We start from the raw sequence: 14,120 nt of genomic DNA, 5'->3' as shown, positions 1-14,120 counted from the left end.
GCACCAATCAATCAAATGACAAGGTCGATCACGTCGATCGAATGCCCGCCTGCACGCTGAACGTAAGCGAGCGCAAAATTGCCGCCCTGCTTAATGTCTGTGGCGTTGAAAAGCGGTTTGTTTTCAACACCTTGCCCGCGCATCTCGTGCTCTTTATCTTCTTGGCGCCAGAACGCATCTTTCTGAGACCCGACCACCGCGTCAGCATTGTTGCTGTGTCGGTCTTTGCGGAACTGAAGAATGAATCGGGGATCAAACCGCTTCAGGGGGCGCATAGGGTGAGTGTGGAAAACGGGGGCTGCTGGCGACAAGCTGATGACCTCTGCCCCTGTCAGCGCGGGGACAGGCACATCGGGACGCTCAATTTCACGAACGCCCTGTGTTTCGAAATAATCGTCGTCAACGACCAGTCCGCGCAGGGTTTCGCCGGTCAGCTTCTGGAAAAATTCGAGCGTTTCCTGCTCTTCAATACGCAAGCACAGTTTCGTGCGGATATTGTTCAGCAGGTCTTGCGTGTGTTTGTCGCCTAACCGTTTCTGGAGTGATGGAACCCCCTGTGTCGCAGCCACCATAAATACGCCGGTTGAACGCGCGATATTGAAGAATTCGGCATCGGATTCAGAGCCGCCTTTGGTGGCAAGCATCTGGAATTCATCGACCAGAAGCGCTACGGACTGCCGTTTTGCCGCATCAGGGTCGGCGATCTGGCGTTTGCGAGCAGCGATATACAGCCGGGTTTTGAGCCAGACCGCGACCACCTGTCCGACAGTCCCCCATTCACTTTCGCCGACTGCAACGGCCAGAATCCCTCCATTCAGTGCAAAATCGACGTCTGTCGTCTGATCTGCGGGCAGCAGGCCCGAAGCAAAACGAGCGGCGACAGGAGGCGCACCGGCAAATTTGCCGGTTATGGCAGAGACGTTTGCAATAACGCTCGAACGGGTTTGAGGCGCCATATCTTTCCATTCGCCTGTCGCGAAATCGCAAGAGTTCAAAACCTCTTTAGAGTTCACCAACGCTTTCAGTTTCTCCTGATCGTCACTGAGTTTCGCGGTTTGCTCTAAATTTGCGATGCGCCCCGTTTCAGCGAGAATGCGTTTCGAATAAGCATCGATAGCGTTGATGTCAGTTGCGAGATAAGCAATGCCCTGGAGAGACCATGGCCGGAAATTTTCCCAAATTGGGTCTTCTGCGGTCTGCTCCTTCTGTTCTTCAGTCGTCTCAGCTTTTGTTTCTGTGAGCGTTTCGATGTCAGCACCCGACGCCAGAAGGTCTTCCCACGATGCCGAGGCATCAATCTCCGTTTTGACGTCGTTATCACTGGAGACATCAACAGGAACGGCGTTCGGGTGCGGAATCAAGAGTTCGAGAACGCGACACAAAACCGCAGCATGATAAGTAATGATCGACGCCTGCTCAGTCCAGAACGTATCCCCCTCACGATCGCCGATGACTTGAGTTGAAACCGTTTTCAGCATCGTCGCGACCTCAAGCGGGGTCATGCCGTTGACTAGATTGACGCCATACTGTCCTTCGTCCGTCCCGAGAACCCGAACATCGCCACGGCTCGCGATTTCCGGCAGTTCGACCAGGTCTTTATAAAGGACGCCTTTGCCGTCTGTGATATATCCGCCGATCCGTGCGCCATCACCCCATTTTGCCGCGAAAATCCGCCGTGCCATGGGCTGGAGGAAAGCGCGTGTCTTGCCTTCGCCAGTGCCACCGAACGCGATGACATGCTGGCGGATTGATTCAGCATCGAGCGCCACAACCTGACCAACCCCCGGTGATTTCATGCTGCCGCGAGCGCGAGCAATACCAGTCGCACGGCCGACTTCGATGACGGGAGCGTCTGGATTCATCAGAGCAAGATCGACCTGACGGGCATACGCTTCCTGTTCCGTGGCTCGGATGTCCGCGCGATTTGCATAGGCGACGATTGAATCGCGGGTTGGGGTTGCCAGTGCGGACGAAGCCCGTGCGAAATACGACTGAAGCCCGCGTGAGACGTTAAAGAATGCAAGGCCGGGTGCCATGATCGCGGCGGACAGCGCGGCAAGGAGCAATGTTCCCGCTGCACTCACGCCGGTCGTAATGAGAGCATCGATATACCATGCGACTTGGGGCATAATCGCGTGCAATTCGCCTGAACGTGCCCACTCTGGGTATTCAATCCCTGCGTGCAGCCCTTGAATGCACACAGAAGCAAAGGCGATCGCAACAAACACGACAGCCATGCCGGCGGAATAGCGGACGCTCCGGTGAATCTGAGCGCGAGAGATTTCGCTGATCGCCTGAATCGTCATGTGCCGCCACGCAAGCCAGGTAACCGGCACGCCACCCGGAAGACGGCCATCCCAGGTCGGAGGACGGACGAGGTCGGCGGGGATGTCCTTGTAAAGCCATCTGTATTTGGCTTCAGGCCACGTTACGTTTGCCGCCGCGCGAATATCGCCATTCAGAAGAGGACTATTCGTGCCGGCGGTTCGGGCCTCAAGCCATTTGTCGAGACGTTCAGGCGAGCAGAACGCATCGATACGCTCCTGCACGCCAGATGGAATCAAGCGGTCGATTGTCCGGCTCCAGATGCGACTGGCGATCCGACGTGGGGCGCGAGCAGTGCGAACGCTGATGCGCCACGCAAGCGGCACGAAACATGCGAACGCTGCCAGCAATGCACCCCCAACGACGACTTCGCCCGACGTATGCAAGCTGGGAAGGTGCAGGAGTGACGTGACGAGCGCAGTCGTGTCGTCGAGGGACGGTGCGTTTGCGACGTTTACGTCATTTTGACCGAAAATATTCATTTTTTTGCTCACTTATTTACTTGGTTTGTTGCGTTCTGTTCGTGCGGGTCTGGGATCAGTTGCCCAGAAAGGCCGCGACACGAGACTGCGTCGCGGCGCGGTCATAAACAGCGTCCGCCTTTGCGAAAGCGACTGATCCGCCGGAAATCACGGCTCCGCCGGCGACGATGACTGCTGCGATGATTGCGATAATGTTCATTTTTAGGACTCTCTCTCGATACGTTGTGTGTGCAGTGTGTATTGTGTGTGTGGCGTCAGGTGCGGCTGGGACGGATTTCTGCGGCGATGCCCTTGGCGCAGGCTTCGTGCTTCAGTGCCGCCTGAATCCTGAGTGACGTCGTGACCGCCTTGCCCCCGTGGATCAGGTTCTCTTCGCGGCTTGTGCATTCAGAGATGCCGACGCGGATCAGAGAGCCTTTTGACGGTTCCATCTCTGCAAGCTGGATCAATGCGGCATCGACAGCGTCTGCGTTCTGGCGAGCCTGCCCGTAAGTTTTTGCGGAATCAGGCACGGACAGAATGCGGTCATCAATGAACTGCCCCAGAAGGTGCGGCTGCGCTGATGCTGAAACATCGTCGCCGAGCGAAACGTGCGGCAGTCCGTCAACATGGATCGGGCCGCAAGCGGACAATGCCAGAAGCAAAGATGCGCTGTATGAGGCCGCGATCAGGCGGCGGGTCGAGGGGGCGGGTTTTGAAAAAAAGCGTTTCATTTTCGGTCACTCTTTCATTGCAAAACTTGCGAGTAGGTCGGAGATACAGTCGCGCTTGACGTCAAAAAACGCCTGCTGCGCTTCGCCGCGCATGATATGATTCGGGGCGTCAGCGATGGCTTTCTCGTTGAAGTCACGCGACTTTTTTGCACATGCAGCGAAACCGGACGCGACCTTGTCGGAAATGACCTTGTCAGCATTGACCAGCTTCGTCATTGCATCGTTGATCGCTACGTCTTGCTGCACGAATGCGGCCATAGTCGAGGGGTGCGTCATCAGCCCGACCGTCTGAATTGCTTCCTGAAGCGCAGGCGACGGAGTGTAATCGGCGGGAACAGATGGCGCGGCTTGAGGCGCGGAGGCGACAACAGGTGCTGCCTGTGGCGCGGCATTAGACGTCTGGGAGAGCGGGGCAGTCGTAGCGGATGGAGCCTTGCTTTCTGCCGCCTTACGTTCAGCTTCGACCTTGTCTTCTGCCGCTTTCTGAGCCGCCGCTGCCCGTGCATCGGCCGCTTTTTGATAGACCGAGACGTCAGCAGTAAACGCGCGATCAAACCACGCAGGCATTGTTAAAGCATGTCCACCGACGCCTGTGAATGCACACAGAGCGAGGATGATACCGGCGCTATACGACACACAAGCCGGGGCATAAAACGGCGCTAGTGCCGCTTTTGCCCGATGCCCGGCGACATGGCCGGGAGTAATGAGTTTTCGGAACTCTTGCATGAAAAGTCTCCACAGTTCGGCAAAACGAGTATCGATCGCCGCTACTGTTATATTACCACAGATCGCGCACTTTTACGCGCACCCATCGGCCCCGATGATTTTTCCATTCGGATATTTATTTTGAAAAAGAGATGATGTGGTCAGGAGATAATGGAGGCCGGCATCTAAGGTATTGAAAAATAACGATCTTTGTAAAATGTCTGGATACCACAAAATATTTTTAGAAAAACCAAAACAAAATGAATCCGAAGTTCGTTCGTCGCTATGCCTATTTTTAAGAATGGCGGTTTTCTGCGGTTTTTGGGGTGTCGTGACGAATGGATTCCGACTGGATTCAAATCGGATTCCGCGTTGATTCATTTTTTTGAAAAAATATTTCTGGATAAAGAAAAATATTGAATCGACGAGGTATGATTCCCCGTCGATTCAGACTGAGCCTGAAGTTTGTTGTTTCATAAGTATCTGAAAAACCTACAGATTTATATTTTCCTGCGGATGTCGCTTGTCAGTATGGGTGCGCGATACCCGTCGCGGCGGTCATGCAAATTAAAATATCTGAAAAAGCCAGATCAAGACGTCTGTTGTCTTGATAGCCTTTTCGGAGAACACACAAATGACTTGCCGTTATCTTAGTTTGACCGCCTCGGCCTTCGCTTTGATTGCCGGAATGGGTATCTCGACGCAGCAGGCCCATGCTCAGGCATACAATCGCGTTGCGCCCCGAGCGCTTGATACAGAGCGTCCGGCACTGGCAAATGAACCTCACGTCACGCGGAATCTGCTGCCAGATTCAGATCGTGAAGTCGCTCGGGGGTTGCGGGGGATTGCGATCGTCGCCCCAGGCGCCGAGGGTGGCGTGCCTGATGGTATTTTTGTCGGAGAGGGCGTTGACGGCATACTGAGAAATCAGGCGTTTACAGATGCGATGAAAACACGGCTGGGCAAGCCTCTGACAACGTCTGACATCAACGCTGTGGTTGACACTATATATAAAGTGTATCGCCGTGCGGGCCGACCGTATGTTTTTGTTTCTATTCCGGCTCAAAAGATCAGCGCTGGTTATCTGAAAATTATTGTCGATGAATATTCCCTGAATCATGTGTCTGTTGAGGGGAACCGCTGGTTTTCGACGCCCGATCTCATCCAGATCGCCGGTCTTGGGGCCGGGCAAAAAATGACACTCGGGAGGCAGCAAGAGGCGCTAGACCGGCTGAATAGCAATCCGTTCCGGTCGGCTGCCGCAGTCGCTTCACCAGGCGGCGAACGCGGGCAGAGCGATGTGACGCTGAAAGTGACAGATCATCTGCCTGTGAGGGGGTATGCCGGTTACGATACCGGCGGCACGCCGATCCTCGGCCGGCAAGAGTGGTTTGTTGGGGGTGCGGTCGGGAACCTGCCGCTTGATGGTGTGCTGTCGTATCAGTTTACGCACGCTGTCTCTGAGCGATACTCTGCACATGCGATCAATTACTCGATGACGTTGCCATGGCACGACCGGATACAGGTTTTTGGGGACTATGCGTGGGAGAGGCCCGAAATTAGCTTGGGGACGATTGCTGGAACGCCCATTAAAATGACGGAAAAGGGCCATTCCGGCCAAGCGTCATTCCGTTATCTGCATGATTTTCGGCCGTTCTTTGTGGGTGACGTCCTGATCAGACAGCAGATTTCTGGCGGGTTTGACTTCAAGACGACGAATAACTCGATCGAATTTGGTGGTGTTAATGTTTACGCGGGAAATGCTGATGTCGCTCAGTTTCCTATTTCCTATCTGATTGATGAGACGGACAAATGGGGCAGGACGACTTTCAGGAATACACTGACGTTTTCGCCCGGCGGACTGACTGGGGGGAATGGAAAGAAAGCGATGGACGTCATCGTGCCAGGGGCGAAGAGCGGGTATGTTTATGACACGATGTCGTTGTCGCGGCTGACATATTTGCCGCTCGGGATGTCGTGGTCGATGGATGCTGTGGGGCAAGTCGCGTCGTCGAATTTGATGTATTCGAACCAGATCGGCCTGGGCGGGCTTTATACAACGCGAGGGTATTTCACATCGTCTGCGTATGGTTCGCAGGGGGTGACTGTTCAGAATGAACTACACTCGCCGGCCTGGAACCTGTTTAAGGGATGGGACACGGAACAGGTCGGAGTGTTTGTCGATTATGGGCATGTCTCTCAGGTGAAGCGGATTCCGCAAGGGGTGAATGGTCTTGATCTTGCGAGCGTCGGTTTGGATGCGAAGCTGAAAATCAGGGATTATCTGGATGTCTCGTTTAATGTTGGGTGGAGGCTGAAGGGGATGCCTGATGAACGGCGGAACGAGGGGTATGGGGACAAAGGCGCGTTCGGCAATGTCGCCGTGACTGTGGGGTTCTGACAGTCACTGCGCTGAGGCTGGGGTTGGTCTGATATGGGGGCGGGGCGTAATGGCTCGGCCCCTTTTTTGTGGCTGGGGCGGCGGGCTGGATGGGTGTCCCTACATAAAACGACAAAGACTGGCGGCGGGCGGCAAAATGGAGGCATCGGGTGGGGCGGTAGGTGGCGGGAGGTAAGGGTGTCCCTACATAAAAACGAGCCTGTCCCTACATCTGTCCCTACATCTAACGAGCGTGTAGGGACAACTAACTCCTTGATATTCCTTGAAATAATTCGCCTGTCCCTACCGTACCTACATATTCTGGGAAACAGACGGTTATATATAAGAAATCACATTATAAACCTTCTCGGATCGTGACGTTGATCAAAATAATCAAAAAATCCCCGCGTAATATATCTATTTCTTAGAATATGTAGGTACGGTAGGTACACCCCATAAAAAATGGCTATTTTCCGCTGTTTTTTGCTGTCCCTACATGATGGAAGGTATGTAGGGACAGGGGGCATGATTACGAGATTCTGAAGGGGGCGCTGAAGGACAGCGGAGGATGCAGGGCTGCCGCCCTGTTTATCGTTTTCATAACACCGGCTGTTTCTTAAACGCTAAGGCCGGCGGCAGCAGGCCCAATTCCCCTCGCTTCTTCAAGCCCCCCTTCAGATTGCCCCTAACCATTCGCAGCGTATTTCATTTGAAATACATCTGTCTATGCGGTAAAACGGTCGCTGAAAAACAGGAGGACAACCATGGCTGCCGTTGATGATGCTGTCAGCTTCCGGTGTGACCGGGGCCTTAAAAATGCGACGATCGAGGCGTTGAATGAGATGCAGGTCAGTCTCTCTGATGTCTTGCGTGATACGATGCAATACATCGTTGAGAACAAGCGGCTCCCTGTCTCGCGGCACGTTATCAGTGAAGATGATGCTGAACTGCTCAAGATCGTCCGTGAAAGAGCCGCCAAACCGCGTTCATCCCGGATCACAATGACGCTCGATGAACTTGCCGCTCGTCACGATGACTGACCGCGCAGGTTCATCAGATGACGAACAGAAGGTCTATAAAGTCGAATTTGACGACGAAGCCCTCGAAGAATGGGATGCGCTGGACGGAAGCATTCGCAAGCAGTTTCTAAAGAAATTACAGAAACTCAAGCATAATCCCTATTCCCCCGGCAATGCGCTTACCGGGGGCTTGGCGGGCTATTATAAGATCAAGTTGAGAGACGTCGGTTATCGACTTGTCTATTCGATAGAAGAAGACCGCATCGTGATATTTGTTTTAGCTGTCGGCCGGCGCGAGGACAGTGAAGTGTATGCTGAAGCACTGTCCCGGCAAAAATGACCCTAAACCCCTAAAACAGATTTAAGGTCAACGCCTCATGACCGGCCCTTCCTGTGCTCGTTTCCTTGCCTCTTCTTCAGCTTTGCGTCGTGCCTCCGCCGCCGCCTTCTCAGCGTCCTCGTTCGACGAAGCAGGACTCACAAACTCCTTGGCGCCCCTCCCATCTGGTCTCAAAATCCATTCTTCCATTCGTTCGATCTCAATCTCAGCAGACGATAACCCATCCTCTTTTTTGCGCTCAATCTCAATCCGTTTACGCTCAATCTCGCCCTGCACAGCCAGTTCTGCCGTCGGGGCTGATGCCCATAATTGCCGGTGCTGAGAAAAATCAGCGGCATTCCCTTTTTCGCGTGGTTGCTCCCCTTCATAAATGATTTGCTTGATCACCGCATCTCGATCGACTTTGTCCCCTGGATCATCTTTGTCGAGCGCATCCGGGGCCTCAAGTTGTCCGGCTGCGCTGATTGATGCTGATACCCCGTCGCGGCGAATTCTGTTGTCCCGAACATTCAGACCGATGCGCGTTGCATCAACGTAAAGGTGACAATCTTCTTTGTGTCGCGTCATACCCACATAGAGGGATTCCTTGTCCATCCCAGCAGCATTCAGAACGTAAGTCCTGTCCACGCTGGCTCCTTGGGATGAATGGACAGTCACGGCATAGGCGTGCTGGACACGAAGCGGCCGTGTGTCTGGCTCGTTCCCTTTAGACATAGAAAGCCGTTCCAGATCAGACCACCTCGTCGTCACCTCAAAACCGCGATCGAAGGCCAGGGTCACAACAGGTTGACCGTCGATGTTGTCGCGGCAAACGTCTTTGATTGTCGCAACGTCATTGTTCCTGATCGTGTGCCCCGACGCTTTGATATTCTCGCCGAAAATCAGACGGTCACCTGTTGCTAATGACAACGATCCTGCGACGGGTTTCAGTCCTCGGCTCAACGCTTCAATCTCAATATCTGACCCCGCAATCCGTCCCTCTAAGCGCAGCAGATTACGAAGATCGGCATTCAGATTCCGAACCTCATTATGTGTTCTGGCCAGAACCAGGCGTGTCCCAGTCGGGTCGCGTTTGACGTCACTGAGATAGTCCTCGATCAGTCTCCCTCTCAGTTCCGTTCCTGTCCCGATGACGATCCGGTCTTTGTCTGCGTATGCCGTCACCGCTTTCTCGACTTCGCCCGAAGCAAAGTCACGGCTTGCGTTTCTTTGCCAGTCCACTTTCTGTCTGCGGATTTCGTTGATTCGTGACGAGTTAATTGTTTCTGAAATTAGGCGCAGAGGTGATCCCGGCGCCACAGGTTTGAGTTGCCGAGTGTCACCGGACAGAATCACCTTCGCACCCGCTTTTGCTGTTTCTCTGAGCAGTTCATTCATCTCTCGTGTGCTGACCATGCCGGCTTCATCGACAATGACGACGTCGTCCCGCGACAACCTGATTCCCTGTTTGTGATCAGGGTCGGAAATGCGATTCAGGAATGACCGCAAAACAGCCGCCTGTGTCTGATCTGTGTCCGTGTCTTTAGCGATGACTGATACCGCTTGATGTGACGGCGCTGTCACCCAGACCCGAAGATTGGCGTTCCTTGCCGCTTCAGCAGCAGTCCCGAGCGAGAATGATTTGCCTGTTCCCGCTGATCCTTCAACAACAGATATTCCATCGCGGCTCAGTGCGTGTCTGACCAGTTCCGCCTGTTCTTCAGAAATGGTCTCTTTTGATGCAATCGCTTTATCGATGACGTCTTTCGATACGAATACCCGCTCCTTGCGCCGACCGGCAGAAATACGCACGATTTCCCGTTCCGCGTCGATGACCTCTGGGGTTGCGAAAAACAGGTCTCGTGATGTGCTTTTGTCGTTACCAGTCAGTTCGATAATCTGTTTTGAATTGCGGGCGTTTCGTGCGTGATAAATGGCTTCATCAACGCTCACAGATCGTCCCTGAAAATGCTCAAGAATTGTTCCGATCAGATGCCGATCTTCGATGACCGATTCAGTCTGGGTCAGTTGATGTAATGCGCGTTCAAATGCCGTCTGGCTGTCGCGTGGTTTGGCCCTCTCTTCTGCTGCAACGGCTAATGCGGATTCCCAGATGGATTCCCTTGTCCATCCTTCTTCTTTGATTTCTTTGTCCCATCGTTCATTCAATTCGGCTCGGGATGGCAGGTCTGATTTTGATCCGCGCGTGTTCCGGGAAATATTATCTGACGCTTCCCTGTTAGATGCGGTATCAATCCCCATCTCGCGGGCTTCTGAGAGAATATCGTCTCGACGCTTTGAGAATTTCCGTTCTATTGATTCGGGAACACCGACGATACGGAAGTTCCTTTCATCCTTGACGGCCTTTACCCCAAGCCTGCGCTCCAGTCCTTCAATCAGTGCCAGACGATAGATGGCGCCGATTTCCTGCTGGTGTTTAAGGAGTTCCAGATTGTCGATAGTTCCTGTCGTGCCGTCTGCTCGCCGACACACATTTAGCAATACCGCATGAGTGTGAATCTGCGGGTCACCAGAGCGGCTTGTCGTGTGCAAGAATGTCCCGGCCATCAATTCCGCTGGCGTTTGACGATCGTTCCCGTTTCTGCCACATCGCGTTACGATCAGACCATTTTTCTGTGCGTGTTCCAGCGCACGAAAAACCGCTTCCTGTTGCGAATCTTCAATGGCATCGCGTTGATTCCTGTCACCTGATACCCAAAGAACGGATACCGATTTTGGCGCAGCAAATTGCAGATCATATCCAACACGCCGCTTCTTTCCCGTCTGAATTAGCGTTTCCTGTGTGAGTGGGTCGCGGCCTGATGCAAGGTTCCTAAAATCCTTTGGTTTAACTTCCGTTCCGTGAAAAACGAACGGCAGAACCTGTCCCGCATCAGCGCGAACATTTGTCCACCACACCCCCGGTTTTTCTCCGGTGCCGTTATCCAGATAATAGGCGGCTCGGTCACGATCAGACCAGTCTCCGCGTTTCCTTGATTGCGATTGAACGGCTGGATTCTGATCCGTATTAAGCCCATCTTCTGCGTTATTTGTGAGTTTCTGATTCACGGACTCAATATAATATTCTACGTTTGAAAGCGGTGTGCATGTGAACATGATTCTCGTTCCCTGATAGGGTGTGTCTGTTCACTGATTGTAATTCCGATTTGTGAAAGGCTCCTGTTCCCATGGGGCGAGAATTCCTGTTACGAATAAGAATGGCGGATAATCGCAGATAGAGTTTCGTTCCGCGCGGAATCGGGATGGGAGAATGACGGGATGTGACTGGGACGGATTCCGGCGGGAGCCGGGGATGCTGCCCTCGTTCTCAACCCCCCGAAGGTCTTTCGTTATTAGATTTATTGTCCTGAAACGCGACGATCGCTGTTCCTGAGACACGACCGGATTCCGTCCTGAACGTGCGTATTTTTCGTATCCAGATTTGTTTTCCGAAACGGGGAATCCTGTCGGGCAATCGTCAAGATTGTTCCCGACAGTTTTGCGAAGGAATGGCGGTTTACTGCCGTTCCGAGTTCTTGCGGGCGTCGAAGATGCGTGGTGTGTTTGTAAATTATTCTATCTTTTATGTTGTTTAAGGGTTTCGTTTTCGTGACTGTGTTTTGTAATCATATCTGTCTGTGAATTATGAGAGAGAATGGGAAATGAGAGATGGAATTGTGAATGAGAGATTTGAGTGAATAATGAGGGAATAGGGAGGGAATAAGATAAGGATTTTCTGTAGATGATTCTGCGTTTTGAGCGAAACTAAAATTGCGGAATCAATGCTTCTTTCTGTTTACGTTTCTGTCTATCTTTATCGATCTGGGATGTAGCATGGTCAGGCAGACAGTATGACGTGAGAAAGCGAAGCTGGCGTCATTGTCTGATAGAGATGCGTGATTGCGTTATACTATCAATCAAGGCATCAGCCTCTTAATCAGCGAAGGGAATTTTTGTCATGGCACGAGCAGCAAAACGATCAGCAGTAAATCTGACAATGACCGTTGAGGAACTGACAGCAGACCTTGTAAAAGAACATGAAGAGTGGCTGTCGCACAAACCGCAGACGGTTTACGATCTTGTTAAACAGATTTACGAACCGCTCCTGAAAATGAAACAAGACGGTCGCACGGATTCTGAAATCTGCGACATGTTGACGAAACGCCGCGTGGACATCAGCGCGGGGACATTTGCGACGTATATGAAACGCATCGCGAAAGAAATGCGCGGCGGCTCTCGTCCTCGCCCAGCACGCAAACCGAAACCGGAAGAAGGCCGACGCGCCACACCAGATTCTCGCGTCAACACATCTGTCTCGGATTCCAAAGAGGATTCCAGCGCACAGATGGCTTCGCGTCCGAAACCTGATTCCGCGCCCGCGTCATCTGCGTCACCCTCGATGGCAGGATTCACGTCGCGCAAACCGCCTGCGTTGGACGCTTAACACGTTATCAGCGGCGTTTGTCGTTATTAAAAGCGGAACTGGGGAGACCCGGTTTCGCTTTTTTTGTGTCTCGTTGACGCACCTGATCGCGCAACGATCCGGGGTTTTCAAAAATGCACACTATAATGTTTTTAAGGAATGCAGATCGCGTTCCAACGGAACAGGGAGTGCATAAACATGGGAGACCAGACAAAGCGTCTCGTCCTCGTCGTCTCAGGAAAGGGCGGTGTCGGCAAGACCACCTTCAGCCGCCTGATGACGGACATCTATCGTGAACGCAATACGAAAGCCGCGATCTTCGACGCGGACGGACAGATCGGCGGACTGGTGCGCGTCTATCACGATGCAGGCGTTAATTTCTACGATCTTCGGCAGGACGCAGAACGTGTCACGCTTCTCAATTCGATTGCGTCAGACGCGGATGTGATTCTGCACGATCTGCCCGGCGGCTCTCGTTTTGAGATCAGCAAAATCGTGGACAACGGCGACGGGGAACAGGTCGAGGGATTTCTGGCCGCACTAGCGGAGAACGACGTTCGCCTGACGCTCGTGCATGTCATCGATAACGAGATCGAAAGCGCACAAAGCGTCGGTCAATATATGAGCGCTTTCGGGACTGAGTCCGTCGATCATGTCGCCGTTCTGAATATGCGTGAGAGCCGCGACCTGAAGGCCGACTTCCCCTACTGGTTCGGTTACGCTTCCGGCGGCGAACGGCGCTATGGCAAGGGACGCGATCGCCTGCTGGCTGCGGGTGGTATCGAGGTCTCCATGCCCGGCATGCAGGTCGGAGCGCGGGCGAAGATCAACGCGCTCAATCTGAAATATTCTGACTGCGCCCGGCATCCTGAATTGACGATCACCGAACGCACGATCGCATCGCAATTTCTGCGCGGATTCCGTAAGGCCATCGAGCCTGCCGCCGGCTTCCTCGGTCTGTGATGGGAGGATGATGCAATGACCATTTTCAACGACACTGCCGCAGCCCTCTCCGTTGATCCCGATGCTCGCAATCGCGCGTGGGCTGTGGTTGGCGCTTCTGGGTTAAGTCCTGACGATCCAGAAGTCGTTCGCATTCTGATCACGGAACACCTTAATTCGCAGATCAAGAAACTGTCTGCTGACCTAGCTGTGTCAGCAGGCAAGGCGATCAGTGATTTTAATGATGCTCAAGCGCGAAGTGAATCTGCGGCGCAAGCACGTTTGGAGACGCGCACGACTGAATTAGCTCAGACCGTGTCTGCACGAATTGCGACTATGATCGAGCAAACGCTTGAAAAACGTGCGGACGCAAAACTTGATAATGCCCAAACGACGCAGTGGGCGTGCGGCGCGATCCTTTTCGGGATCGGGCTGTATCTGGGCATGGCGTGCGAAGGTTACGTTAATGTGCCTGATGATCAGTTAAATCGATGGCTTCAGGCGCAATCGCCTTACTTCCTCATTCTTGTCGGCACGGTCGCGTTCTTCGTGATCCGCCTTGCCTTCGCCTGGACGTCAAATAGCCCAGTCATCCGCTTCCTGCTTGCTCTGCCTCCTCGCGATGTGACGCGCCGTTGGGGCAAGCGCGAACGCGATTACTGAAAGGTCACGACAATGAAAATCATCAAAACAGGACTGAACATAGCCGCAGGCACGCTGTTTCTGTCTGCTGTCTGTTGATTTTCACTGAGAACTGACCCGGGTTTTTCATCAGGAATTGACCCAGCCAGATGCTATTTCAGGCACAGTCG

Annotated in this window: 11 protein-coding genes; 6 read left to right on the top strand and 5 right to left on the bottom strand. The window is 53.2% G+C overall.

The annotated features are described in order from the left end of the window. Window positions 1–11 precede the first annotated feature (11 nt). The 4 genes from AB2L51_RS02450 to AB2L51_RS02435 are packed head-to-tail and all read right to left on the bottom strand — an operon-like array spanning window position 12 to window position 4,246. Complete coding sequence (locus AB2L51_RS02450) at window positions 12–2,807, bottom strand: TraM recognition domain-containing protein (RefSeq protein WP_395581436.1); 2,796 nt, start codon at window positions 2,805–2,807, stop codon at window positions 12–14. A gap of 55 nt (window positions 2,808–2,862) precedes the next feature. Further along, complete coding sequence (locus AB2L51_RS02445; RefSeq protein WP_395581437.1) at window positions 2,863–3,006, bottom strand: hypothetical protein; 144 nt, start codon at window positions 3,004–3,006, stop codon at window positions 2,863–2,865. Between the two features lie 55 nt (window positions 3,007–3,061). Then, entirely contained in the window at window positions 3,062–3,520 is a 459-nt protein-coding gene (locus AB2L51_RS02440) for a hypothetical protein (protein WP_395581438.1), read from the bottom strand. A gap of 6 nt (window positions 3,521–3,526) precedes the next feature. After that, window positions 3,527–4,246 (bottom strand): hypothetical protein, encoded by a 720-nt coding sequence (locus AB2L51_RS02435; RefSeq protein WP_395581439.1) that lies wholly within the window; start codon window positions 4,244–4,246, stop codon window positions 3,527–3,529. 586 nt (window positions 4,247–4,832) lie between these two features. Here AB2L51_RS02435 and AB2L51_RS02430 point away from each other — a divergent pair. From AB2L51_RS02430 to AB2L51_RS02420, 3 genes are all read left to right on the top strand, one after another. Further along, a complete protein-coding gene (locus tag AB2L51_RS02430; protein WP_395581440.1) occupies window positions 4,833–6,626 on the top strand; it encodes a ShlB/FhaC/HecB family hemolysin secretion/activation protein in 1,794 nt (597 codons plus the stop codon). A gap of 743 nt (window positions 6,627–7,369) precedes the next feature. Continuing rightward, the gene (locus AB2L51_RS02425; RefSeq protein ID WP_395581441.1) at window positions 7,370–7,645 is read left to right on the top strand and encodes a type II toxin-antitoxin system RelB/DinJ family antitoxin; all 276 of its coding nucleotides are present in this window, start codon (window positions 7,370–7,372) and stop codon (window positions 7,643–7,645) included. After that, on the top strand, window positions 7,617–7,964 hold the full coding sequence (locus tag AB2L51_RS02420; RefSeq protein WP_395581442.1) for a type II toxin-antitoxin system RelE family toxin: 348 nt from the start codon (window positions 7,617–7,619) through the stop codon (window positions 7,962–7,964). Before AB2L51_RS02425 ends, AB2L51_RS02420 begins: the two co-directional genes overlap by 29 nt. Window positions 7,965–7,991: 27 nt before the next feature. On the opposite strand, the gene mobF is transcribed toward AB2L51_RS02420, so the two are convergent. Then, the gene (mobF, locus tag AB2L51_RS02415; protein WP_395581443.1) at window positions 7,992–11,060 is read right to left on the bottom strand and encodes a MobF family relaxase; all 3,069 of its coding nucleotides are present in this window, start codon (window positions 11,058–11,060) and stop codon (window positions 7,992–7,994) included. An 841-nt stretch (window positions 11,061–11,901) separates the two neighbouring features. Between mobF and AB2L51_RS02410 the strand changes: the two genes are divergently transcribed. The 3 genes from AB2L51_RS02410 (at window position 11,902) to AB2L51_RS02400 (ending at window position 13,971) form a co-directional block, all read left to right on the top strand. Beyond that, entirely contained in the window at window positions 11,902–12,387 is a 486-nt protein-coding gene (locus AB2L51_RS02410) for a hypothetical protein (RefSeq protein ID WP_395581444.1), read from the top strand. Window positions 12,388–12,564: 177 nt separating this feature from the next. Next, window positions 12,565–13,329 carry a nucleotide-binding protein gene (locus AB2L51_RS02405; RefSeq protein WP_395581445.1) on the top strand — a complete coding sequence of 255 codons (765 nt, stop codon included), beginning with the start codon at window positions 12,565–12,567 and terminating at the stop codon, window positions 13,327–13,329. A gap of 15 nt (window positions 13,330–13,344) precedes the next feature. Further along, window positions 13,345–13,971 carry a hypothetical protein gene (locus AB2L51_RS02400; RefSeq protein ID WP_395581446.1) on the top strand — a complete coding sequence of 209 codons (627 nt, stop codon included), beginning with the start codon at window positions 13,345–13,347 and terminating at the stop codon, window positions 13,969–13,971. Window positions 13,972–14,120: the final 149 nt, after the last annotated feature.

The organism is Acetobacter fabarum, from assembly GCF_040702925.2.
Lineage (GTDB): Bacteria > Pseudomonadota > Alphaproteobacteria > Acetobacterales > Acetobacteraceae > Acetobacter > Acetobacter fabarum_B.
The sequence above is the reverse complement of the archived record's forward strand: the minus strand, read 5'-3'. Positions and strand labels throughout refer to the sequence as shown.

What these genes read in the sequence shown, in the direction of transcription:
- AB2L51_RS02450 (WP_395581436.1), bottom strand. Translation starts at nt 2,807, where the DNA reads ATGAATATTTTCGGTCAAAATGACGTAAACGTCGCAAACGCACCGTCC.
- AB2L51_RS02445 (WP_395581437.1), bottom strand. Translation starts at nt 3,006, where the DNA reads ATGAACATTATCGCAATCATCGCAGCAGTCATCGTCGCCGGCGGAGCC.
- AB2L51_RS02440 (WP_395581438.1), bottom strand. Translation starts at nt 3,520, where the DNA reads ATGAAACGCTTTTTTTCAAAACCCGCCCCCTCGACCCGCCGCCTGATC.
- AB2L51_RS02435 (WP_395581439.1), bottom strand. Translation starts at nt 4,246, where the DNA reads ATGCAAGAGTTCCGAAAACTCATTACTCCCGGCCATGTCGCCGGGCAT.
- AB2L51_RS02425 (WP_395581441.1), top strand. Translation starts at nt 7,370, where the DNA reads ATGGCTGCCGTTGATGATGCTGTCAGCTTCCGGTGTGACCGGGGCCTT.
- AB2L51_RS02420 (WP_395581442.1), top strand. Translation starts at nt 7,617, where the DNA reads ATGAACTTGCCGCTCGTCACGATGACTGACCGCGCAGGTTCATCAGAT.
- mobF (WP_395581443.1), bottom strand. Translation starts at nt 11,060, where the DNA reads ATGTTCACATGCACACCGCTTTCAAACGTAGAATATTATATTGAGTCC.
- AB2L51_RS02410 (WP_395581444.1), top strand. Translation starts at nt 11,902, where the DNA reads ATGGCACGAGCAGCAAAACGATCAGCAGTAAATCTGACAATGACCGTT.
- AB2L51_RS02405 (WP_395581445.1), top strand. Translation starts at nt 12,565, where the DNA reads ATGGGAGACCAGACAAAGCGTCTCGTCCTCGTCGTCTCAGGAAAGGGC.
- AB2L51_RS02400 (WP_395581446.1), top strand. Translation starts at nt 13,345, where the DNA reads ATGACCATTTTCAACGACACTGCCGCAGCCCTCTCCGTTGATCCCGAT.